Origin of the sequence: Peribacillus sp. NPDC096448, from assembly GCF_044762675.1 — a bacterium.
Lineage (GTDB): Bacteria > Bacillota > Bacilli > Bacillales > DSM-1321 > Peribacillus > Peribacillus frigoritolerans_B.
In genome coordinates, this window is record NZ_JBIWEU010000011.1 from 156,223 (window position 1) to 178,340 (window position 22,118).

Sequence of the window (22,118 nt, forward strand, 5' to 3'; positions counted from 1 at the left end):
TAGAGGCAGCTTTTTTAATGTTTAAGGGGGAAAGCTCATGATTGAAATCCGTTCAGTCCGAAAGGAATACGTCTCGAAGAAAAACCGAGTTATCGGAGTGGATAACGTATCTTTGACCATTCAAACTGGCGAAGTATATGGAATTGTCGGCTACAGCGGAGCTGGAAAAAGCTCATTACTCCGCTGCTTGAATTTGCTTGAACGTCCGACAGGTGGAAATATCATCATCGACGGCATTGATTTAACCTCTTTATCAAGTAAAGAGCTTCGTAAACAACGACAAAAAATCGGAATGATATTCCAGCATTTTTCCCTGGTCAGTTCAAAAACCGTTTATGAAAATGTCGCTTTCGCCTTAAAGGCCGCGCACCGATCGAAGGACGCGATCAGGTTACGTGTATTGGAATTGTTGGAAATCGTAGGGCTCAGCGATAAGAAAGATGTCTATCCGGCACAGCTTAGCGGTGGACAGAAGCAACGGGTCGGCATAGCTCGAGCCTTAGCAAATGACCCCACTGTACTATTATGTGATGAAGCGACTTCAGCCCTTGATCCAACAACTACAAAAGCGATTTTACAGTTGTTGAAAAAGATAAGCAGTGAGCTTGGTATCACCATCGTATTGATTACACATGAAATGGAAGTAGTCAAAGAACTATGCCACCGAGTCGCCGTCATGCAGGATGGCCGGGTAATTGAAGAAGGACCCGTTTATGAAATATTTTCACAGCCTAAGCAGGAGTTAACGAAGCAATTCATTAGCAGTGTACTGGATTTCGAACTCCCTTCGCACTTGATTGAAGAAAGTGAAGGTACGATTATTAAAATTCAATTCGAAGGGCAAACCGCCGGTGAGTCGATTCTTTCGGATACTCTCCAATCCCATCCAGTCAAGGGTAATATTTTACACGGTAAAATTGAGTATATCCAGGAAGTTCCTTTAGGCATTTTAATCATCGAGTTAATTGGCGATGCCGCCCAAATTCATTCGGCATTGGAATATATAAAAAATCGTTCCAGTTCTGTGGAGGTGTTAAAACATGTCACTGCTTAATCCCATCGTCAATATTTTACCTGATCTTAATAAAGCCTTTCTTGAAACGATTTATATGGTCGGCGTTTCTCTTGCAGTAGCCCTGCTGATCGGTTTACCGCTTGGAGTATTGCTGTTTACGACAACCAGGAATTTATTTTTTGAAAATAGCATCGTGAATCGATCTCTCGGTTTCACAGTCAATATTGTCCGTTCCATCCCGTTCATCATTCTCTTGGTCGCCCTCCTTCCTTTAACGGACCTTCTTACGGGATCGACAATAGGGCCAAGAGCGGCTTCTGTTTCCCTGTCCGTATCCGCAATACCTTTTTTTGCAAGAATCGTTGAAACGGCATTACGTGAAATAGACAGAGGAGTGATAGAAGCTGCAATTGCCGTAGGAGCCACTCCATGGATGATCATTAAGGATGTACTTCTTCCAGAAGCAAAACCGGGAATCATTCAAGGACTGACATTAACGACCATTTCGCTTATCGGTTACTCAGCAATGGCAGGGACAATCGGCGGAGGCGGAATTGGCGACTTGGCCATCCGGTACGGATATTACCGTTATGACAATACAGTCATGATCACGACGATCGTCGTGCTGATCTGCCTTGTGCAACTCATTCAAATGGTTGGTGACAAAGTCTCATACATGGTTAACAAACGATAGGATCAGTCATTTTTTCAATGATACAATACATTTCATTACTCAGGAGGAATTTCAAATGAAGAAAATAGCTTCGTTATTATCAGTCTGTGCACTTGCTCTTGGCTTGGCAGCTTGCGGGAGCGATGATGCATCCCCAAATACTGAAGACAAAAAGGAATTGAAGATCGGGGCGACTACCGGGCCGTACGCCGATATGGTTAAGGAGGCCATCAAACCAGGTCTGGAAGATCTCGGATACAAAATAGAGATCGTCGAATTCACCGACTATATCCAGCCGAATAAGTCGCTTGGCAACAACTCGATCGATGCCAACCTTTTCCAGCATAAAGTGTACATGGATAACTTCGCTAAAGAAAATGATTTAAAGCTTTCCGACCTTATCATAGTTCCAACAGCACCAATGGGCATATATTCTAATAAGTATAAATCATTGAAGGAAATCAAGGACGGTACATCCCTTGCAGTGCCCAATGATCCGGTTAACCTGGCACGTGCACTTAAAGTGCTGGTGGATGAAGGGTTGATTGAAGTCGATCCAAATGTCGACCCTTTAAAAATATCTGAAAAGGATGTAACGAAAAATCCAAAAAACATCCAACTAAAACCATTGGAATCCGCTCAGTTGCCCCGTGCAACAGACAGTGTTGACCTATCGGCGGTCCCTGGCAACTTTGCTCTTGCAGCGAAAATGGACCTCCAGGATGCCCTAGTTTTAGAAAAAATGCCTGATATGTATCGAAACGTTGTTGCAGTGAATACAAAAGATGTAGACGCTCAATTTGCCAAGGATATTAAATCAGTAGTGGAATCCGACCAGTTTGAAAAAGTGATCGATGACAAATTTGCCGGATTCGGAAAACCAGACTGGATGAATTGATCAAATAATCGAGGCCTGCTTCCCCTTTACCGGGAACAGGCCTTTCATTAAGGAGAACGAATATGAATACCTTACTGGAGGTCTGCAGCGGCCCCGCTTATTACGCATGTAAAGCAAATGTCCTTGAAAACCTGGAAATAAAACTGAGTAAAGGGAACATTCGTAATGCTCGTTATTCATAGACGCAAATCATGGGAAGTTGCTGAACCCTTTTTTCCTTCCTTAGAAAATATTGAGAAGATCTTTTTCACATACGGCGGGGAAGGCAGTGACCAAGAAATTGAACGCGTCAAGAAGGCTGCTCTTGAACAGGGTGTGGATGCATTAATCGGCATTGGCGGCGGAAAGTTGCTCGACCTTGCCAAATCGGCCGGAAACTCGCTTCAAAAGGAAATCATCCTCATTCCGACCTTGGCTTCCACCTGCGCTGCCTGGACACAGTTAAGTGTCATTTATGATGATAATGGTTCATATGTCCGGTATGATATTCATGAAAAAAGCGCTTGGATGTTATTGATCGAACCAGGAATTCTTCTTAATTCGCCGATTAACTATTTACGTGCCGGAATCGGCGATACATTGGCGAAATGGTACGAGGGCAATGCACTGGCCGAAAAGCTTGCCACCAAGTCCGTTTGTATTGAATTGGCCCATATGGCCGCAAGGCAATGCCAGGAAGTTTTATTGACATATGGCGAGGAAGCCTTAGCTGATTTGAAAAAGGGGAAATGGACAGATGCGTTGCAGCGTGTAATTGAAACGAATATCATCACCAGTGGTCTTGTTGGCTGCTTTGGCGGCCAGTACCTGCGCGTTGCCGGTGCCCACTCCATTCATAATGGCATGACTACCATCACGCAAGCGCATCATTTACTACATGGGGAAAAAGTGGCATATGGCATTTTAGTCCAGCTTGGGCTAGAAGGGAAATTCCCGGAAATCAAACAATTGCTTCCAATCTACCAGGAGCTTAAATTGCCGATGACATTGGTTGATATTGGTCTGACCGTTGAACATAAGGCGGAACTTCAACAGATTGCAGCCCAGTCTGTCAAAGAAGGTGAAGACATCCAACTTCTTTTCCCTGATATCAACAAGGAAAAAGTGGCAGCCGCCATAGAAAACCTTGAAATCCTCACAAACCATGCAAGCCAATCCATGGACTAAAAAACGATGGGGAATCTCTTATCAAGACCTAATTATAAAAAACCTTAATAAATAAAGGGGAGTACATATTAGTCATGTATAATATGTACTCTCCTTTTTTCTTTTAGTGGGTACAGCCAACATTTCGGAAACTTTGTACGCCAAGTAATTTTCAACATTAAATAGTCGATTTACTTTAGGAAATCGACTTTTTTTGTATACTTCCTATTTCTATTTGGGGTAGCGTCACATGCCCATCAAGGTAAGAAATCATAATACCCCCAGAACGAAAATTTTGTGCATCTTACTCGTTTTTATCGTTTTGGGGTAACTCGTTATTGTTAGCTTGATGGCGATGTGGGGCTAGTCATTTCCTCAAAGGAAGAGACTAAAGAAATTCATAAAAAAAAGCCCTCATTTCTGAGAACCTTTCTTCGTCCCTAATGCCCATGCAACCGGAATTGTAAAAGCAACCACAGACTCCCATTGTACGTGCATAGAAACTTCCAAAACCAATTGTAATACCAACATTCACCTAACCCCCAATTTAAAAGTCACCTTGCGGTGCTAGGCATACACTACAAAGCTTTTAAATTGGATTAGCTAAATATTACCATATCAAACTACTTTGTAATATACTTTTATTTTATGACTACCCACTAATGAATGTAATCGGGGATCTAATTCTACTCCATGTACGGGGTTCACTCTGTTCTATGCATTTGTGGGGTACCACCACATGCCCATCAACCTAAGTTAAAACAATACCTTCTAAAATAAAAAAACGCTATGCTTATCGTAAATAGTTTACGAGAAAGGATGGTGTTTTTTTATGAATCCTATCACCTTCAGTGAACTGACACTTTTTGCACAAGAATTACAACGTTTTCTATCCCCAAATAGCCCTACAAGAGACCGCCAAACAGGTGGGATTTGTACAGCGATCTAGTAAGTATCAAGCAAATGGACTTATCGCCCTTTGCGTTTGGCTCTGCCAAGAAGTCGCTAGTACATCACTCACGCACTTATGTAGTCGTTTAGAGGCTTCGACGGGGGTACTAATAAGCCCAGAAGGCCTGAATCAACGCTTTAATCCAGCAGCTGTCGCATTCCTCCGAGAAGTCTTTACTTCACTCCTAACACAAAAACTCTGTTTCAATCAATCACTTTCTTCAGGCATGATTTCTGCTTTCAAACGTATTCGGATTTTAGATGCGACTGTATTTCAGCTACCTGATTCCTTCGCCACAAATTATCAAGGCTCTGGAGGCAGTAGTAATACTGCAGGAGTGAAAATCCAATTAGAATACGATTTATTAAGTGGCCAATTTTTAAACGTACAACTGGGACCTGGAAAGAACAATGATAAAACATACGGCACCATCTGCCTTGAAACTGTTGAGAAAGGCGATTTATGTTTACGTGACCTTGGTTACTTTGATTTAGGAGACTTACAAGCCATTCATGATAAAGAGGCTTATTTTATCTCTCGGTTGAAGCTAAATACACGTATTTATATCAAGAATTCCGACCCAGAATTCTTCAACAATGGAACGGTAAAAAAACAAACCGAATACATTCAGGTTGATATGACACAAATGATGTCTAGTCTAACCCCTGGTGAAACGCTGGAAATATCAAAGGCATACATTGGACAAAATCAGAAGCTCCCAGCACGTGTCATTATCCATCGTTTAACCGATGATCAAACGCAAACACGCCTAAAAAACCAAGCGATTCGAGAAAAGAAGAAAGGCATTGTCATGAAGGAGAAAAGTAAGCACTTGATGGGCATGAACGTCTATATTACGAACACATCTCCAGAAGAAGTCCCCACTGATTATGTCCATTCCCTCTATTCCCTGCGGTGGCAGATTGAGATTTTATTTAAAACATGGAAGTCATTCTTTGAAATCGATGAATGTAAAACAATCAAAAAAGAACGCCTTGAGTGCCACTTATATGGCCAACTTATCGGCATTCTCCTCTGTTCTTCTATTATGTTTCAAATGCGACAGTTACTTCTTAAAAAGAAAAAGAAGGAATTAAGTGAATACAAAGCGATTTATATGATTAAGGATTACTTCCCGTTACTGTTTCAAGCGATGTCAGTTGGCACAGAAGAACTTTTGAAAATTTTGCATCGCCTTTATCATCTACTCAAAAAGAACGGTCGTAAATGTCATCGGTATAAGAAGATGACTGTCTTTGATATTCTTGGGGTTGTGTATCAATCGACGGTGAAGGATAGACAAGCTGCCTAGAAAAAAGCGCATATTTGATAGGCTTCTTTGGCATGCCTGGTTTTCAAGAACTGGGTAGTTTTGGAACAATATCATTTTGTGCTAGTAATTTATGTTGTTAGCTTGATGGGCATGGGGTAGCGTCAGGAAAATGCGGATTTACAACGCTAAGGAAATGTCACCTATTAAAAAAGCCGATTTCCATTTCAAGGAATCGACTTTTTTAGTTATTCTTATTCAACTAAAGCACCCGTTAGCCATCCATGAAGCGCAAAAATCAGCGCTTCACCACAGAGAATGAAAATTGGTCTCTATGTCGATAATGTTTTAATGGCTGGCGAAGAAGGTCGTTGAACTATGGTGCCTTTGAGCCCATCCGTTAGTCTGACTCCGACGACCACGGTGTACCACCGACTGTCGCGCCCTTTATGGGTAGCACTCATGGGAGATTAATCCTTTTTTGGTCGTCGTGCCAGCCTCTACTTAATTTGCTATGAATGGAGGTTTTTGTTTTACGATTTACCAATCTCAATCAGATCACTCATAAGGCTCAGCCTTTTTTAAAAAGCGTTTTTACTGGGTCTATTTTGTTGTGGTTTTTTCTGGATTTTGAGCTTTTTTAATTTTCATGGGAGTTCATTCAGGTATGAATTACTACTTATTCCAATCCTTAGCTAACATACCGTAAACAATATGGTCAACATAATGGTCATACAACCATTCTGCTTGTCTGATACAACCTTCATTAACAAAACCCAATCTTTCGGGAATTCCTCTACTTTTCTTATTCTCCACAGCAACCCTTATTTCCACCTTATCTAGTTTCAATTCAATAAATGCATAATCAGTCAATGCCTTAGCTACTCTTGTCATAATTCCATTACCTTGATATTCTTCTCCGAGCCAATAACCAATATATGCAGTTTTATTTGACCAATTTATTTGGTTATAACCTGCTACACCAACAATTTGTCCCTTATACATAATAACTGTATTGACACTCTTGTTTTCAGCAAAACCTTTTAAAGAAATATTAATGAACCCTCTTGTATCTTCAAGTTTTGTTGTATTATCCAGCCAAGGGAGCCATTCTCGTAGGTATTCTCTGGATTGATTTGTTCTTTCGAAAACTCTTTCTGCATCCTTTAATTCTAACAGTTTCAATGATAACTCCTCATCAATATTATGTAAAAACATACTCATCCCCCTAATTTTCCCATTGGTTTATATTGTATATTAACATATATGATTAATAGTTAAATCACTTGTTTATAATGGAGCTAACCTGCCCCTTTAGTTCATTAAGGTGTAGCTCAGAAACAAAGTTTGATCAAATTAATACAAGAACCCATGAAAATGAATAAATAGAAAGGACATGTTTAGAAAAAAGATTAACAAAAACATGCCCTTATAATATTTAATTGGATTATTCTTTTATAAAAAAGATTGATCAGGATGAGGGCGTAGCCATCACGTGTTCTTATTTCTAGTTATTGTAAGTCAACACTATCTTTATTATTGATCCAATTAGACAAAAAAGGGGAAGGCAATATCTATCCCCTCCCCTTTTTCAAACACAACTTATTTTTTAAATCTTCTTCTAAATCCTAAATACAGACACCCTACAATAAAAGTCATAATTAGAATGGCAATCCACGGGCCAAAAGCTGTGATTGGAGTTACATAATCGCTAGTTTCGGATATTCCTTTAACAGCTTGGGAAGAACCTAGAATCATAGGTCTCAGCTCCTTAAGAGAAAGTAGATGTAGCTTTGAAACAAAGTTTGGTCAAATTAATACAAGAAACCTTGATAAATAAATAGAAGGAGCATGTTTTGAAAAAAGATTGATCATTTTTGGTAATGAACTAACGTACCCGATAGTTCTATAAGAATTCAGGTAATTATTAGACAATAAACTTGGTAAACCACGCAATATATCCTGCCCCTGGAATAAAAAATACTTGAGCTAGTATCGTTCCTAATAAACGAGAAGTAACCATCATAAGAGATACACCCTTGAGATTAAGGTAACTTCCCTTCTGATTTATTACGTCATCCGCAAGAATAGATATTTTAGGGTCAATAAAAATTATAAGTAAAATTGTAGCTATTCCATTTATAAGACCCGATGCCATAATAGCTGTTGTTGCTCTTTCTGGAGCTATTAAAGCAGCATATAACGCAGATAACACTCCAATTGTATAGATTGCAGTAATTACCATATTAATTAAGAACAATCTTATGGGAATATCTTTCAATCTAATATCCTTTAAGTAAGAAAACTTTGGTAAATGAATGTGTTTTATCCCACGTTTAATGTATTCGAAAGTTAACCCCTTTTTTATCAAAGATGGTATAGAACCTCTTTCTTCAGATAAATGAACAATAGCCCTTGAAAAAATTGCAATAAAAGTAGGAAGTAAAAGAATACCTATAATTGTTCCTAATGTTGATGAACCAATAATGATTCTATATTGGTTTTCAACAAACTCTAGTGTATTTACTTTTGGAGCATTATCAACCAGGCTCCCTGTAAATGGTTGCTGCATCATATTCGCTAATCGAGAAATCATAACCATCAAGTTAAATAAGGATAGAGCTGAAGCTAACAATCTTACTCTTGCACCAGATAATCTGACTGCATATGCAAGTGTTTCGATAGAATGGATAATAAATATAAATAGAGATATAAGAATTAATTTTTCTGTTAAGAGTTCCAAAACAAATTTACCTACTTTAATATATTTCTTTCCATATTACCACATATATTTCCAATTTGTGTTATGGAACTATCCTGCCCCGATAGTTCCATAAGAAAAAGCTGCCTTAGAGACAGCTCCGATCTTCAGCTAAATCACCCGTTAATTAAGAAAAATTTTTTTCAGGGCTTTTGGATTATCTTTATCTAACTCTCCATAACTTGCATTTTCATTATTGCTAATAATTGTTGCTGTACCTGCATTTTCATTAAACCAAATTTTATATTCATAAAGTTTTTCAGGCATATTTTCATCAAAAGTGTAAAACAAAGTAGCTTTTATATCTGGTTTTCTAGCCATTTCCATTTTAACCATGTTATTCTCCCATTTGATTTGTTCAAATGCCTGCCTTAACAACTCTATTGATTCGCTATCTGTTATCATTACGACATCTTCGTAATTTCCTTCTGTATCAATTTTTTGAACATCTACTCTTGTTAATTGTCTTTTTTCTTCTCCCATACAACCGACCAATAACACCATAAAGACAAAAAGAGAAGTAAAATTTATTTTCTTTTTCATCATACACCTCCATAAATTTAGACGTTTATATTTCAAAATAGTTCCAGCTTATCTTTAACTATCCTGCTTCATTAGCTCCATAAGAAAAAGAGCTGCCAAAGCAACTCCCTTATTAAAGTAATGTACCTGTTAGTTTAGCAAGATATATAATCTGCATAGCTAACAATCTTTCATCCTACCTTGTCCTTGGAAAATTGGCCTTTCAATTAGCAATGTTATGGGTTTTACCTTGAACAAAAGGTAATGTGTAAATAATGCTATTATCACCCCATTTAACATTCCCGCCACTACATCTAAAGGATAGTGAACCCCTACCCATATTCTTGAGAAAGCTACTACTATCGCAAGAATAAACCATGTATATTTAAAATGATGTGATGATAGCCAAAGAGTAACAGCAATTGCTATTGCAGATGTAGCATGGTCACTTGGAAAAGAGGAATTAGCAGAATGCTCAACGAGTTGAATAATTTCATGCGATATAAACGGTCGCTCTCTATAAATGAATAACTCAATAATTCTATTTATTGAATAAGCCAAAGTAAATGAAAACATAGCCTGAAAAGCTATCACACGGAAATTACTTTTATTTAGTAGCCATAACATCAAAATTAATAAAACAAAAGCATATTGAACATATTCCGCAAAGAATATCATTATGTTATCTAATAATGGATATTGGTGGACTTTACTATTGATTAATTTAAACCATTCATAATCTGCTTCTATAAAACTCATTTCATAATCTCCTTCAATGCACTTGTTTAGTTAGCTGTTCTCCTATTCTCTCTATTTTAATTTTAACAATTATTACCTATTGGTTCAATTTCTTATAGAGCTAACCTGCCCCGATAGTACCATAAAAAAAGAGCTGCCAAAGAACTCCCTTATTGAAGTATTTAATCCATCAATCTTTTTTGTTCTTAATGATAAATTCTCCTAATTCTCCTAATAAATGTAATGTGTAAATAATCATTAAGGCTCTGGCTACTACAAATCCATCTATAGCTAAGTCATATCCACCTCGTAATAAGGCTGAATCCGAAAACCAAAAATAAATTGATATTGCCAGAGGTATTAAGAGAAAAATCAAAGCTAGTTGAGTTTTTTTATCCATAAGATCCCGCCTTATTATATGCATTTTACAAAAAATAGCATTATTTCTAAAAAGAAAAAACTAAAAAGTGGTATTAATTTACCACTTAAATGGCTCTGTAAGACATTTTAGTGAGAGGTAATATAAATACGTCAGAGGATATAATTCTGCCCACCAATGCACATCGTTTTTAGCATTTTACTATAGGTCTTATAATAGCACTCCTTATGGAACTAACCTGCCCCGATAGTTTAAGTACTATCATTCACAATCTCAATAGAGTAGAACCTAATGAGACACATTCAAAGTACCTCTATATTAGGCTATATAATGTCTCATAAGACTTGTATCAAAATGCTTATCGTTGTAAATGCGCATTTTCCTGACTCTACCCCTATTTTAGTGGTATCTTTATTTCCATTTCCTTTAATACTTCAAGATTTGGCATTTTAATAGTCACAACTTTTAATGGTTCATTTTTATTTATATGCTTGAACTCTTGAACATACGTGTTTTGTTTGATTCGTTCGGGATATCCTTTCGAATCACTTGTTAAATTTTTTCCTGTCTTATCTTCAAGCCAAAGGGTGTTGAAGTTGAAATGACCATCGTAAGGAAAATCACTATCCACTTCGAAGTATAACAACGTTTTATCTTTTTGGTACTTCACATCAGTTACAATAATTTTCCCCATTTTACCTTGGTTCAGTATAATTGGTAATTTATTCAAATGTAAAGGTTGTTCGATCCTTGAAGATTGCTCATTGGTAATAGGAATAAGAAAGGGACTGATCGTTAAAAACTCCGAGTTCTCTTCTAAAGGAGAAAAGCGATATTCCATATTCATAACAAGTTTACCTCCTTTATCATTACCTGAACCAGATCCACCCGATTGTGTAAGTGATTCCCCTTTGTCATTTAGTAAATTAAATTGAAGGTGACTATCATCAATCATTTCTGGATTTTCTCCAGTAGATGAAGTTAAATCAACTGACAGTTTAATTCCCGCAGGTCCAATCTTAACTGTTTTCACAGTCATCTTTGTATCTTTATAACCCATTGTTTTATTGGATTGTATCGTTTTTACTTCTTCCTTAGACTTGGTAACCGGAATTTCAAAATTCCAATTCCCTTTTACTTTGCCTATATTGTTCAACCCTATGCTTAAATCAAATGAATCTGGTAGCTCCTCCGTAGGCTCTATATTAATTACACCTGCGTATTGATTATCAGATAAAAATTCTCCCGTCCGACCGTCACCAAAATTAATTTCCTTACCATTAACTTTTAGTTCTAATTCTCCTAAATCGTCCCACTTGTTAGGGAATTCTTGTATATAACTAATCGACAAACGGGTACCATCAAAAAAGATATCCTTTATTGTTAAGCTTATATTTTTATCTGTAACGGTTTTCTCTATCTTCTCTGATAGCCCCTTTTGACTAGCTATTTCAAGCCCTCTATCCCCTACAAACTCAAAAACAGAATTCAATACTGGAATAGATGATAATACCTTGGCCATTGCTGGAGAGACAAAGGCAGAGCCAATTAATACACAAGTTGCTAAAGAAGCTACACCAATAAAGGGATAAAACTTTCTTTTTGGTTTCTTATGCTTCGTTTTCGCTCTCTTTATTGCAACATCTATTGTTTTATCAAGTTTATCGATAGGTACCTCGATTTTTTCAATTGCTTCTTTTATGCCTGGAATTTGATTATTCATTTATACACGCCTCCTTTAACTTTCCCTTCAATTCGTTAATGGCTCGATGTAAATTCGTTTTAACCGTTCCTTCAGGGCATTCTAGGAATTCAGCTATCTGCTTAATAGTCAAGTCTTGATAATATCTAAGAATGATCACCGTCTTGTACTTCTCAGCTAACCCTTCAATTGCTGTAAACAGGTCCATCTTGTCTTCAAGCATTAATCTTTCGGAGGATTCAATTCTCTCCAATGAATCTTGATCAATAGGAATCACTTTATTATTTTTCTTGATAAAATCCAATGCAGTGTTTATTAAGATTCGAGTCAGCCAACTAGAGAAGTATGAAGAGTCCTTTAGGTTTTCAATAGATATGTAGGCTTTGTAAATCGTATCTTGAACAATGTCTAGAGAGTCACTTTCATTTTTCACATACAGGAATGCTGTTCGATAAAGTTTTTCTTTTTCTTTATGAATTAGCTTTATGAATGCTTGGTCGTCCCCTTTTTGAGCTTTTTTTAACGTATTTAAATGGAACATTTTTTTTACTCCTTTCTTTCAGACAACAGTTAGACTGACAACCAACTCATTTCGTTTCAATTATTTGAATAAAAATGAATATGTTATAATTGCTCAATTAAAAATGGGACCCTAAACGGACGTAAATGGTACTAAAAACAACTTTAACAAAAATAAATGTCACTTTAGGCGATAATTTGCATTTATTTTAAATGCTATTTTGCACGTGTATAGGGGAGACCGCCAATATTTCGGGATTTTGTACGCTAAGTAAATCCCAGTCAAAAAGCTGTTTCCTGTACATTAGGAATTGACTTTTTTTATTTCTCTTATTGTGCTAAAGCATCTTTGAAAAAAGAATTAACTGTAGCTCCCCCCATATTAGCGTAATAAAAAGAGTTCACTTTGAAACAAGATTGATCAATTTGAAAACTTTTTTATTGATTTAATGATTTTTTTTGTGATGTTTATAGAACTAATTCACCTGTTAGTTCATTAGTTGATAAGGAGAAATGAAAATAAATTTAAAATAAAGTGTTAACTTTTTTCTATCTTGTACGTCTTATTTACGGGAGGACAGCGATGAACAATTCGAAGAAAATTCAAGAATTAAATGCCGAACTTAATATTGTTTATCGTTATCTACGTAAATTAGGAGTCTCACATGAAGATGCTGAAGATATTGTTCAAGAATCAGCCTATCGATTTCTTCTTTACTACGATTCAATAGATATATCTAAGACCCGGAGTTGGTTAATACGTGTAGCTTTAAATTTTCACCATGACCAATACAGAAAGCTTAAACGAGAGGAACTTGATTTAAACCAAGAACAAATAGCTTTGCTATCTAAAGATTTACCAGAAGAAATAATATTACAGAAAGAACAGCGTTCAGAAGTTCAAAAAGTGTTATTAAAATTAAAGCCACAATACAAAGAGATGATTCTATTAAAGTATCAGTGGGATCTAAAATATGAAGAGATATCCAAGTTACTTGAAATGAGTATTGGGATGGTAAAGACCAACCTATTTAGAGCGAGGAAACAATTTGTCAAATATTATAGGAGGAATAACAATGAGTGAAAAAAACACTACTGATGAGATTGATTTTACTAGTAAATCTTCTTTTCAAAATGTAATGAATAAGGCGAAAAGAAAGCAAACTGTTAAATATTTCATAATAACAACAATAACAACAATATTTTTGTTAGCAGTAATTTATATAGGGAGCCAACAGATACTTGAAAAACGTAGAGCTGATGATAAATCAGGGAATTATAGTTTGATTCATGGAGCAAATACTCATCAAGGAAGTGCAAGTCCTTCCGATTCAAATCTTTTTAGTTATACTCAGGAAATAACATATGTGAAGCAAATTGGGGATAGAGTCATATTGTGGGATACAGATAGTGTAACAACACCGTTATTTGGAAAAAGAAGGATTAATGAAAATGGTAGTGAAACAAAAATATTTAGTGAAAGAGAAAAAAGGTACGTGAATTTTAATCAGCTTAATGGAGAGAGAGAAATTGAATTTTACTTCCCGCAACTTACATATACCTATCTTCCAAATGAGATAACTGCTGCGACAGAATTAGGTAATAATAAGATAGTAGAAGTAGCTCTATCATTTAAAAAGCCTCTAACCCTTCATGAAGCATCAAAGATCCTTGGAACAGATAATGTTAATTGGTTGTGGGTAGACACATCTACTGATGCTCAAGTAAAGGAGTATAAAAAGGAAGCACGTATGAAAGAAAACGAAAGAAATGCTATTACACAAGGTGGAGGATATGCATATGGTTTTGAAGTACTGGATTCGGATTTTGAAATAGGAGGACAATACTTTCTAAATATCATAAAAACGCTTAGTTTGGAGGATGGAAACTATCAAAACAAGGTAAAGAAATTAGCTAACAGTATTAATGAAGAGTCTTCACCAAAAGTTAGCGATATTCGTATTAGTGGAGCCGTAGTTACAGGGACACCAAAAGAGTTAGAAAGGTTTAATAATATTGATATTATTAGAGCCTCTCTTATTGGGGCTACTGTTGATATTTATTAATTACACACTTTTAACTAAGAAAACTTTAGTTGAGGAAACATATTAAAGGATCTTCCAATGGAAGATCCTTTTTCATTATCTATAAAATCGATTCCTTTATGTTCAACTAGCCTCCGTTTGACGCTCTTTGTTTCACTAACCTGCGCCGTTTGTTTCATGGAGAAAAGGAAACACCATTCTCGTCATAAACTAAAACTTTTTATATACCTCTGCGTAAGCTACTTTCAATTGGTCCCTAAGTTGCTTGTTATCATCTTCTAATCTCTTAATCCTCCGTTTTAGTGATTCAATAAGGGCATCCTTATTGCTCTCATTCATTTCTCGCTTAACTTGTTTTGGTGTAGGTGCTTGTGATTGTTGCTGCCTTAATACTTCAATCCGTTTACGAATATCGACATTGTTGTACAGCGTTGCTTTCGTTACACCTGCTTCATTTGAGACGCTGTTAAAATTAATCCTTTCATTGGCTCGTACGAGCCGTTTAATGGCTTCGTCTACTTTCTGATAAGTGTTTGCTTTCCGTTGGGCATGTATGGTCTTCATATGGGCTGAACGGTCATATTTAGGCATTTGTTACACCTTGCTTTCTTTTCATCCGATCCTGTCTGCCAAAGATAATGTTACCCTCTTGAATTGTACTTAGAATACCCATATAACGCTGTAAGTTTCTTTCGTTTTTCTCCGCAATTTCTTCACGACCATGTTGCTTTGATACATCAATAGCTTTGGAAGTTGTTTTAATAAGCAATTCATACTTTTGCACATCCAATTCTGAAAACCCAATGGCTAAGTCCTTACACGGACTTCCTCCGTTACAGGTTAGGCAAGGTGGCGCTTCCATATGAGGACAATTTCCATTTAAACGAGCGTGACATGTACCATAAGGGTTGTCCATCGCATTTAGTTTATGGTCTTGCCACAGGGCATCCAAAATATCAGTAGGAATATCTTCGCCAACCTTGATTTCTTGAACCTCACCATTAAAGTCAAAACTGAATACACCTTGCTTCATGACAGCTTCAAATGCTTTTCTCTTGTTGTCATCCAATAACTTTGCGTACCTTAATGTCATCTCAGGAGAGGCATGGGCTAACAGTTCTTGTACCGTTAAAATATCTACACCGCCATTTAACATTTTGACTGCATACGTATGGCGAAAAACTGATGGAGCTTAAAATAAAATAAATCTCCATTTTCATCAGTAATATTCTTTTGTTTTGCCAATATATTTAATTGCCGTTGAACCCAGCTTTGAGAAAATGGATTTCCTTTACGAGAACCACGATAGCGAATAAAAATGAATCCTTTGGGATTATTGTCTTGATTGCTATTTTCTTTCGATTGTCGAATTAGGACCGCAAGGGTATTGGCTAATTCTTCATCGATGGGGATTCGGTGTCCTTTGACATAGGTTTTTTCAATATCGGCTACTATTGAATACTTTCCGTTTAGTTGAACTAAACAATCGAAGGTTAAACCTAATACATCCGAAATGCGAAGTCCTGTTTTAAAGACTACCCACAAGGCAGGAATGACCTCATTATGTAGGTTATTGATGTGTGAGAAAAGTTGTTCTAAAACATGGTCAGGAATATAATCAATTTGGTCAATTGATTTTTTTCTTCGCTTCGGTTTATCCTCTGGAAAAATCAATAGTCGTACATGACTTTCCGGAGCGATGTCATATTCATATCGTTGAATATCTTCAAGAAACTTTCCCACGGTACTTAATGCCTCTGATACTTGTCGTTCAGGATGTATATTTTTTTGCTTCTTATTGTTCTTAGCGTATTCATGCAACCATTGAATGTACTGTTCTATATGGAAACGTTTTAAACCCTTTAAGTCCATCCAATTTGGTTCTAAAGAAAATACAAAAGACAAGAATGGTGGTAAATATCTGAAATATGTTAGTGCTGTACCCCAAGTGAAATTGTTTTTACTTAGTAAGCGTCGCTTGATGTACTTCTTCAATTCCTGGCGTATACTTATCTGCTTTATCTTAGAGAAATCAATGTAATACTGAGTGATACTATTGATATAATTAATCCCATACTTTTCATGCAAAATCCGTACATCCCATCTGTCTTTTTCCCACTCTTCACGATTGTCCGTTAGTTGGAAAAAATTCGCATGTAAGACTCGTAAAAAGTTTGCTATGCCTGTTTTATGTTGGACAGTATTTTGAGTTTTGACACCTTGCTCGTATAACCAAAACTGCCACTCTCTTTCTGCTTTTTCAATATCCAAATCTAGCAGGGAATGGAGAGTAGGATATTTTTGATTTATGAATAATGCTAATTTAGATAAGCTTGTCCCATTTCCTGAAAAAGCACTGCTTATAGACCACTCGTCTTTAAATAATTTTTGATACCATACATACTTTACTTCTAAGTTGAAAGTAGGGTTTGTGAATCGGAAAAAAATATTTTGATTTGTATTTTTGTGATTTTTCTCCATTTTCTCGAACTGCTTTATTTCACCTAAAAAACCAACATTCCATTTATCGTTAACTAAGAAATATGGGTTGTTTACTTGCTCAATTGTAACAGAGCTATCATCGTGAAAAGTCCTAACAGGATAGTTTGACAACTCTCGTTGTAATCGTTCGTGAAATCCTAATTCTTCTATATGCACCTGTTGAATATGTTTCATCCTCTTAACACCTTTCAGTTCTTTTTCTTTATTTCAAATGCTGGCTGTGCTTTTTCCCAATTCTCACGAATGTCTTCTTCTGAAGGATGAAGATATAAATTCATCGTCGTTTGAATTTGAGAATGTCCCAATCGTTCTTGCACTTGTTTAATATCTTTCGTTTTCTGATAGTATATCGTTGCGTGTGTGTGACGAAACAGGTGAGGGTGAATATCTATCCCCGTTTTCTTCCTCAAACGCTTGAAAAGGGATTGTATGTCTCCGTAGCACATTGGTTTTCCAACATTTTTCCCCCGTAACTTTACAAAGACAAAGTTTGTATCTAAATCCAATTCATCCACGACTTCATACAAGTAGTCATCATATAAATCCATTAAGGCTTTCGATACAAAAATCTCTCGTTCTCCTGTTTTCAACTTTGCTCCGTTTTCTAAATCTCCTCGGTCTACCAAACGAACACGATGTCCCTTTTGATGGTCAAATTTAAAATCCTCCATGTATAGGGAAAGGACTTCTCCAATACGTAATCCTGTTTCAAATAATACTTGAATTAGAAAGGTATCTCGTATGTTGGTTGTTGCCTCGATCACTTGTTGCACCTGTTCTTTTGTTAACGTTTCTACTCTTTTGCGAGGCTCCTTTAGTTTGAGTACATTCCGTATTGAAGGCTTGTCTTTGTTTACATGATGTAGGACGCTTTTGTAACGTGTTCTTCCCCCTGTAAAGACTTGTTTCATTAATTTCTCAACCATGTCATTTTGAAGTTCTTCATTTCGGTAAAGGTAATCATAAAAATTTGTAATAACTGTAACCGTAAGGTTAATGGTCTTTTCCGTTTTCTTTGCTTTTACTGGTTGAAGAGAAGTAACTTTTGTACTGTCATACGGACTTCTTAACCAAGCAACAAATTCCACAAGGTCATCTAACCGTATATACTTGTATTCCTTATTTATCTCTTCTAAGAAAGTAAAATACTGTTTCAAGGAGTAACAGTATGTCTTTTGGGTATTGCTGCTTTTACCAGTTGTATCTAAATATTTAATGTACTTAAGTACAGGGAGTACAGGAAACCCATTATGATCTAAAAGCATAAACCGTTTAGTTTGATTCTCTAATATAACTTCTTGAACCCTCATTCTTTATCTCCCTCCATGAGAGTGGTTACCGCTACCTGCTACGGGACTTTAACCCCCTCTTAAAATATAATCCCATACTCATGAATTACTTATATATTGTACTTTTAATACTAAATAAAAATGGTATATAAAGTGATATTAATATATAAAAAAATAGTGGATAATCTATGTTATATTAAACATAGTATCCACTATTCATTATAGTATAGTTAATAAAAACCCCATCGTTTTTTTAATTCCTTCACGTTGTTCATTTAAAAGTAATTAAAGAAGACTTTCTGTCTGTTTCCATAACCCAAGGAGATCACTTTCATGTTGTCTGAGGATGCCTGCTTTTCTAGCAGATTCCGGACGGCCCTTTTCCCAATTCCATATATCTTCGAGAGTTTCTGTTAGGGGACGGAATGTTAGTCCATTATTGATGGCTTTATCGTTGTCGACAGCCAAAAACCCATTCAAAGGTTCCTTACCTCCTGGTAAAGGGAATTCTTCTGGTATCCATAAAGGCATTTCTCCCCACGGCTCTACTTTATTGTCATTTAAAAATTTTTCAGAGACCCATGTAAAGGCAGCATTACTTCTTGTAACCTTTTTGCAGCCTTCAAGTAATTGCCCCATAGTCAGTGTGTAATCTGGTCCAACGGCATTATACGTACCTGTCTTGCTTTTTTCTATCATTTGGATGATCCATTGAGCCAAGTCCCTTGCATCGATAACTTGGATTGGACGTCCAGGGCGTCCAGGAGCTAAAATTTCTCCCCCTTCCGCTATTCTTTTAAGCCAGTACGGCAATCGGTCAGTATAATCATATGGACCTACTATTTGCCCGGCACGAATTGACAAGACTTTCCCCGGCAGTTCTTTTTCAGCTACTTTTTCGCTTAATGATTTTAACGGTCCATAATATTCACCGTATATCGGTCCAGCAGTCCCGCGGGATATTTTTTCTGCTTTATCTTCATTTAGTGAATGAACCTCTCCATTTTCATCAATACCTGGTTCGGTTGGATCACTATAAACTGAGATGCTTGAAATATATGTATAATGTTTAACTTGATTAAGCAATCTGCAAGATTTCAATACAGTTCGAGGGATAAAACCTGATGTGTCAATGACTGCATCCCACTGTCTTCCTTTCAACATTTCAAGATCCCCATCGCGGTCCCCTCTTAACTGTTCTATTTCGGGAAAAACATAAGGGTCGCTTCCACGATTAAAAAGTGTGACAATATGCCCTTTCCCTATCGCAGCTTTTGCTAAATACCGGCCTAAAAAGCGTGTACCGCCCAATATTAAAATGTTCATAAGATCTCCTCCTCTTTAACGATATTCCATAAAGCATACGCAATACCCTTTCCTAACATTAATAATACTTGCAACCTTTCTTTGGTTTTCCCTTCGGAAAATCTAGAAATATCCTAATCTTTTGAACTTTATGCTTTTTCGCTATAATGATATGGAAAGGGAGAAAGAAGGTGGAACCGATGCTTGAAAATCTTAAACAAAAATTCCCAAACGCTCTTACCAATAAAAAGGATACAGATGATATTTCTAATTATGTTTGGTTTGAAGACTCCAGAAGTATACTTGGCATTCCCCATTCAGAAATCACAGCCGAAGAAATCCGTTTATTGGAACTGCTTTTTGCTCCTTGCATAAACCCAAATAACCTCAATGCACATCCAGGCTCATCATGGAAAAATTTTTTATCCGAACCGAATGAACCATTGCCTTTAACGAGCTGGGAGAATGTTCGATTCCTTCATTTCAAGTTGACTCATGATGATTTTTCCAACTCCGATTTTGAAGAGGCCTTCCTCGCTTTCGTTCCATCTGACGCAGCTATTATCTGGGAAAATGAGACGGCAGGAGTCTTAATTGAACCGGACAAGGATGAACCATTATCGAATAAAGAACTGATCGCGATTTCTTCCACGCTTGAAAGTGACTTTTATGTAAAGACACGTATGTTCACCGGGCGCTTTCACCCTGTAGATCAAGACCTTCACCATCACTGGACTCAGGAGAAAAAGTGTTTTGAATTGGCACAGGTGCATCTGCCGGATATAAAGGTGACTGATTTGGCAGACATCATCCCATACTCATTAATAAATGATCCATCCTTTAAGAATGCAAATTGGTTTATCAATGAAATTCTTGGCAAGACCAAGCAGGATACTGAGCTTATCAAAACGGTTAAAATGTATATCGAATGTAATTCCAATGCCACATATGCCGCCAAACAGCTTTATATACATCGGAACAGCTTACAATACCGAATCGATAAATTCTCTGAAAGAACTGGTCTAGATATTAAAAACTTCCGTCATGCCCTTACTGCATACTTGATACTTTTACTGAATGATTAATTTCCAATGTAAACACTTTTTTGTGCAATGTGCCCATACTTTTTTCTAAACCCATAGCTTAGACTATAGCTAATTGGTACAAGTAATCTAAGAGTTTAAAAGGGGGATTTTTCATGGCAGAGTTAGTGTTGGATCATATATTCAAGATTTATGATAAAAAGGTGACGGCTGTTAAAGACTTCAACCTTCGTGTTGCCGATAAGGAATTCATAGTTTTTGTGGGACCTTCAGGCTGCGGCAAATCGACGACATTAAGGATGATTGCCGGACTGGAAGACATTTCACAAGGGGATTTATACATAGACGGCAAGCGAGTCAATGATGTCCCCCCTAAAGATCGCGATATTGCGATGGTTTTCCAGAACTATGCCTTATATCCTCATATGTCCGTATTTGACAATATGGCATTCGGTTTAAAGCTCAGGAAAACGCCAAAAGCGGATATCAAGCAAAGAGTCAATGAAGCGGCAAGGATTCTCGGTCTTGAAGAGCTGTTAAACAGGAAACCTAAAGCACTTTCGGGTGGTCAGCGCCAGCGTGTGGCACTTGGCCGCGCAATTGTAAGGGACGCAAAAGTTTTCTTGATGGATGAGCCATTATCCAATCTCGACGCAAAGCTGCGGGTTCAGATGCGTGCGGAAATTGCTAAACTGCATAAACGGCTCGACACCACAACGATATATGTCACACATGATCAAACAGAGGCAATGACCATGGCGACACGTCTTGTTGTAATGAAAGATGGCATCATCCAACAGGTCGGTGCTCCAAAGGATGTTTATGAGAAACCAATAAACGTTTTCGTCGGCGGCTTTATCGGATCGCCTGCCATGAACTTCTTTACCGGAACATTAAAAGAAGGCACAATTAAAATAGGCGAACAAACGCTTGAAATACCTGAATTAAAGATGAAAATGCTGCGTGATCAAGGATATGTCGGAAAAGATGTAATCCTTGGCATCCGTCCGGAGGATTTCCATAATGAAGGAGCTTATTTCACGGAATCCCCTAACACTACATTCACGACCCAAATTGATGTAGCCGAACTCATGGGCGCGGAGATCATGCTCTACTCCACATTAGAGGGGCAAGACTTCGTTGCAAGGGTCGATGCCAATAACATTATCCAGGCAGGCGAAAAGATCGAACTTGCCCTCGACATGAATAAAGCACACTTTTTTGATAAAGGGACCGAACATCGTATTTTAGTTGAAGAAGATGAACAGATGCAGGAAAGCATGAAGTTATCTGCCAATTAAACGTAAAAAGACCCATTCATAATGGGTCTTTTTACGTTTATTCAAATAAAGGAATGGT

Annotated in this window: 19 protein-coding genes and 2 pseudogenes; 9 read left to right on the forward strand and 12 right to left on the reverse strand. The window is 37.0% G+C overall.

What is annotated here, in order from left to right; genetic code table 11:
• The first annotated feature begins 37 nt into the window (after positions 1-37).
• The 5 genes and pseudogenes from ACIQ0C_RS19000 to ACIQ0C_RS19020 all read left to right on the forward strand — a co-directional run bounded on the left by ACIQ0C_RS19000 (position 38) and on the right by ACIQ0C_RS19020 (position 5,996).
• Positions 38-1,054 carry a methionine ABC transporter ATP-binding protein gene (locus ACIQ0C_RS19000; RefSeq protein ID WP_403062732.1) on the forward strand — a complete coding sequence of 339 codons (1,017 nt, stop codon included), beginning with the start codon at positions 38-40 and terminating at the stop codon, positions 1,052-1,054.
• Positions 1,041-1,709, forward strand: a complete 669-nt coding sequence (locus tag ACIQ0C_RS19005; protein WP_403062735.1) for a methionine ABC transporter permease — start codon at positions 1,041-1,043, stop codon at positions 1,707-1,709. The genes ACIQ0C_RS19000 and ACIQ0C_RS19005 overlap by 14 nt, the downstream gene beginning before the upstream one ends.
• 55 nt (positions 1,710-1,764) lie before the next feature.
• Positions 1,765-2,586: a MetQ/NlpA family ABC transporter substrate-binding protein gene (locus tag ACIQ0C_RS19010; protein ID WP_403062738.1), complete on the forward strand. Its 822-nt coding sequence runs from the start codon at positions 1,765-1,767 to the stop codon at positions 2,584-2,586.
• 165 nt (positions 2,587-2,751) lie between these two features.
• Positions 2,752-3,753, forward strand: a complete 1,002-nt coding sequence (locus tag ACIQ0C_RS19015; protein WP_403062741.1) for an iron-containing alcohol dehydrogenase family protein — start codon at positions 2,752-2,754, stop codon at positions 3,751-3,753.
• An 811-nt stretch (positions 3,754-4,564) separates the two neighbouring features.
• Positions 4,565-5,996: pseudogene (locus ACIQ0C_RS19020) on the forward strand (IS4 family transposase).
• 633 nt (positions 5,997-6,629) lie between these two features.
• Here ACIQ0C_RS19020 and ACIQ0C_RS19025 read toward each other — a convergent pair.
• From ACIQ0C_RS19025 to ACIQ0C_RS19060, 8 genes are all read right to left on the reverse strand, one after another.
• Positions 6,630-7,172, reverse strand: coding sequence for a GNAT family N-acetyltransferase (locus ACIQ0C_RS19025; protein WP_403062744.1), 543 nt, complete (start codon positions 7,170-7,172; stop codon positions 6,630-6,632).
• Between the two features lie 384 nt (positions 7,173-7,556).
• Complete coding sequence (locus ACIQ0C_RS19030; protein ID WP_403062747.1) at positions 7,557-7,712, reverse strand: hypothetical protein; 156 nt, start codon at positions 7,710-7,712, stop codon at positions 7,557-7,559.
• Positions 7,713-7,881: 169 nt separating this feature from the next.
• Positions 7,882-8,697 carry a lipid II flippase Amj family protein gene (locus tag ACIQ0C_RS19035; RefSeq protein WP_252210157.1) on the reverse strand — a complete coding sequence of 272 codons (816 nt, stop codon included), beginning with the start codon at positions 8,695-8,697 and terminating at the stop codon, positions 7,882-7,884.
• A 141-nt stretch (positions 8,698-8,838) separates the two neighbouring features.
• Positions 8,839-9,258 (reverse strand): hypothetical protein, encoded by a 420-nt coding sequence (locus ACIQ0C_RS19040; protein WP_403062751.1) that lies wholly within the window; start codon positions 9,256-9,258, stop codon positions 8,839-8,841.
• Positions 9,259-9,417: 159 nt separating this feature from the next.
• Entirely contained in the window at positions 9,418-9,996 is a 579-nt protein-coding gene (locus tag ACIQ0C_RS19045) for a phosphatase PAP2 family protein (protein ID WP_403062754.1), read from the reverse strand.
• Between the two features lie 169 nt (positions 9,997-10,165).
• Positions 10,166-10,375: a hypothetical protein gene (locus ACIQ0C_RS19050; RefSeq protein WP_403062757.1), complete on the reverse strand. Its 210-nt coding sequence runs from the start codon at positions 10,373-10,375 to the stop codon at positions 10,166-10,168.
• A gap of 373 nt (positions 10,376-10,748) precedes the next feature.
• Positions 10,749-12,077: a DUF4179 domain-containing protein gene (locus ACIQ0C_RS19055; RefSeq protein WP_403062760.1), complete on the reverse strand. Its 1,329-nt coding sequence runs from the start codon at positions 12,075-12,077 to the stop codon at positions 10,749-10,751.
• Positions 12,070-12,597 carry a sigma-70 family RNA polymerase sigma factor gene (locus tag ACIQ0C_RS19060; protein WP_403062763.1) on the reverse strand — a complete coding sequence of 176 codons (528 nt, stop codon included), beginning with the start codon at positions 12,595-12,597 and terminating at the stop codon, positions 12,070-12,072. The genes ACIQ0C_RS19055 and ACIQ0C_RS19060 overlap by 8 nt, the downstream gene beginning before the upstream one ends.
• Positions 12,598-13,158: 561 nt before the next feature.
• On the opposite strand from ACIQ0C_RS19060, the gene ACIQ0C_RS19065 reads away from it, so the two are divergent.
• Both ACIQ0C_RS19065 and ACIQ0C_RS19070 read left to right on the forward strand, forming a co-directional pair.
• Positions 13,159-13,659 (forward strand): RNA polymerase sigma factor, encoded by a 501-nt coding sequence (locus ACIQ0C_RS19065; protein WP_403062765.1) that lies wholly within the window; start codon positions 13,159-13,161, stop codon positions 13,657-13,659.
• The gene (locus ACIQ0C_RS19070) at positions 13,652-14,641 is read left to right on the forward strand and encodes an anti sigma factor C-terminal domain-containing protein (RefSeq protein WP_403062768.1); all 990 of its coding nucleotides are present in this window, start codon (positions 13,652-13,654) and stop codon (positions 14,639-14,641) included. The genes ACIQ0C_RS19065 and ACIQ0C_RS19070 overlap by 8 nt, the downstream gene beginning before the upstream one ends.
• 189 nt (positions 14,642-14,830) lie before the next feature.
• On the opposite strand, the gene ACIQ0C_RS19075 is transcribed toward ACIQ0C_RS19070, so the two are convergent.
• From ACIQ0C_RS19075 to ACIQ0C_RS19090, 4 genes and pseudogenes are all read right to left on the reverse strand, one after another.
• Positions 14,831-15,211 carry a DUF6262 family protein gene (locus tag ACIQ0C_RS19075; RefSeq protein ID WP_403062771.1) on the reverse strand — a complete coding sequence of 127 codons (381 nt, stop codon included), beginning with the start codon at positions 15,209-15,211 and terminating at the stop codon, positions 14,831-14,833.
• Positions 15,204-17,296: pseudogene (locus ACIQ0C_RS19080) on the reverse strand (tyrosine-type recombinase/integrase). Before ACIQ0C_RS19080 ends, ACIQ0C_RS19075 begins: the two are co-directional and overlap by 8 nt.
• 14 nt (positions 17,297-17,310) lie before the next feature.
• Positions 17,311-18,432: a tyrosine-type recombinase/integrase gene (locus tag ACIQ0C_RS19085; protein WP_403062774.1), complete on the reverse strand. Its 1,122-nt coding sequence runs from the start codon at positions 18,430-18,432 to the stop codon at positions 17,311-17,313.
• Positions 18,433-18,696: 264 nt separating this feature from the next.
• Positions 18,697-19,737 (reverse strand): NAD-dependent epimerase/dehydratase family protein, encoded by a 1,041-nt coding sequence (locus ACIQ0C_RS19090; RefSeq protein ID WP_403062777.1) that lies wholly within the window; start codon positions 19,735-19,737, stop codon positions 18,697-18,699.
• A gap of 179 nt (positions 19,738-19,916) precedes the next feature.
• Between ACIQ0C_RS19090 and ACIQ0C_RS19095 the strand changes: the two genes are divergently transcribed.
• Both ACIQ0C_RS19095 and ACIQ0C_RS19100 read left to right on the forward strand, forming a co-directional pair.
• Positions 19,917-20,801 (forward strand): PucR family transcriptional regulator, encoded by an 885-nt coding sequence (locus tag ACIQ0C_RS19095; RefSeq protein WP_403062780.1) that lies wholly within the window; start codon positions 19,917-19,919, stop codon positions 20,799-20,801.
• Positions 20,802-20,914: 113 nt separating this feature from the next.
• Positions 20,915-22,060 (forward strand): ABC transporter ATP-binding protein, encoded by a 1,146-nt coding sequence (locus tag ACIQ0C_RS19100; RefSeq protein ID WP_403062783.1) that lies wholly within the window; start codon positions 20,915-20,917, stop codon positions 22,058-22,060.
• Positions 22,061-22,118 lie beyond the last annotated feature (58 nt).